Raw genomic sequence first — 1,866 nt, forward strand, 5'->3', positions numbered from 1 at the left:
CTTCTCCCCGTATAGTGACGGGGAGAAGCGGCTGGCCGCAACGACGGCGTCTTTCCTGCGACGCTGGTGATTGGCGAAACCGGCGATGAGAGGGTCCCTCTCCCCGTCACTATACGGGGAGAGGATGCCGGCAGGCAGGTGAGGGGCAGCGCCAGCGCTCGGAAAAAAGGTGACGGGCGAGTTCGAAATCGAAGCGATTGCCCAGGCTAGGGAACCTCCCGGCCGAGCTGGCGCAACGAATCCCGCCGTGAGGGGAATTACCCTCGACCCGGTATCATGATAGAAGCCGCGCTCCACACCGGTCCTTGGGGACCATACGCCAGGCCGCAGCCATGACACTCACCGGATTTCTCGCTTACAGCGCCGCCCTCGGCGTCGCCGCCGCCATTCCAGGCCCCGGCGTCACGGCGCTTGTCGCCCGCGCGCTCGGCTCCGGCTTCCGTTCCTCGCTGGCGATGTCGTTCGGCCTCATGCTCGGCGACCTCACCTATCTCACCGCCGTCGTGCTCGGCCTCGCCTTCGTCGCGCAGACCTTCGGCATGGTGTTCCTCGCCATCAAATGGGCGGGCGTCGCCTATCTCGCTTTCCTTGCCTGGCGCTTCTGGACCAGCGGCATTTCGCCGGAAACCGTCGAGGCGCGGAAGGGCAAGGGCGGCCTGGTGTCGAGCTTCATCGCCGGGCTGACGGTGACGCTCGGCAACCCGAAGACGATGATCTTCTATCTCGCCATCACGCCGACCATCGTCGACCTGAAGACCATCACGCTCGCCGACTATGGCATCCTTGTCGCGCTGACCGTCGTCGTGCTGTTCGTGGTTCTGGTGCCCTATCTGGCGCTGGCCGCCAAGGCGCGCTGGTTCCTGAAATCGCCGCGCGCCTTGAAAGTTCTGAACCGCACCGCCGCCGGCTTCATGATGGGAGCGGCAGCGGCTATCGCGGCGCGTCAGTAGCCTCAGACCTCAACCGGTCCCGATTCGGCGAAAGCATTCCGAAAACGGGCCGATCCGGAAAATGCATTTCCGGCGCGGGGTGGTTTTGAGCAACCGCCCCACTCGGATATTTTCGGCCGCCGGCCTATCTTGCGCGGCTGAAAGTCCTATTCTGTCTGCCTGTGCCTTTGCCTTGGGAGCGAAACCAATGAACAAGCCCGTCACCTCCTCGCGCGTACCCGGCCGCGGCCGCATCTTCAACTCGATCACCGAGACGATTGGAGACACCCCGCTGGTGCGGCTGGATAAATTCGCGAAGGAGAAGGGCATCGTCGCTAACCTCCTGGCCAAGCTCGAATTCTTCAATCCGATCGCCTCGGTCAAGGACCGCATCGGCGTCGCCATGATCGAAGCGCTGGAGGCGGCCGGCAAGATTTCGCCCGGCAAGACCACGCTGATCGAGCCGACTTCCGGCAACACCGGCATCGCGCTGGCCTTCGCCGCCGCCGCCAAGGGCTACAAGCTGATCCTCACCATGCCGGAGACCATGTCGGTCGAGCGGCGCAAGATGCTGGCGCTGCTCGGCGCCGAGCTGGTGCTCACCGAAGGGCCGAAAGGTATGAAGGGCGCCATCGCCAAGGCCGACGAGCTCGCCGCCACGCTGCCCAACGCCATCATCCCGCAGCAGTTCGAGAACCCTGCCAATCCGGAAATCCACCGCCGCACCACGGCCGAGGAGATCTGGAACGACACCAATGGCGAGGTCGATATCTTCGTCGCCGGCATCGGCACCGGCGGCACCATCACCGGCGTCGGCCAGGTGCTGAAGAAGCGCAAGCCTTCGCTGCATGTCGTGGCGGTCGAGCCGGAAGCCTCGCCCGTGCTCTCCGGCGGCCAGCCCGGCCCGCACAAGATTCAAGGCATCGGCGCCGGCTTC

Annotated in this window: 2 protein-coding genes; both read left to right on the forward strand. The window is 65.0% G+C overall.

Going from position 1 to position 1,866, the window contains the following annotated elements; genetic code table 11:
- Window positions 1-332: 332 nt before the first annotated feature.
- Window positions 333-950 (forward strand): LysE family translocator, encoded by a 618-nt coding sequence (locus EOA29_RS35035; protein ID WP_126091027.1) that lies wholly within the window; start codon window positions 333-335, stop codon window positions 948-950.
- Window positions 951-1,137: 187 nt separating this feature from the next.
- Window positions 1,138-1,866, forward strand: a 729-nt coding sequence (locus EOA29_RS35040; RefSeq protein WP_127222303.1) for a pyridoxal-phosphate dependent enzyme, incomplete at its 3' end; no start/stop codon positions are given.

The organism is Mesorhizobium sp. M1E.F.Ca.ET.063.01.1.1, assembly GCF_003998155.1.
Lineage (GTDB): Bacteria > Pseudomonadota > Alphaproteobacteria > Rhizobiales > Rhizobiaceae > Mesorhizobium.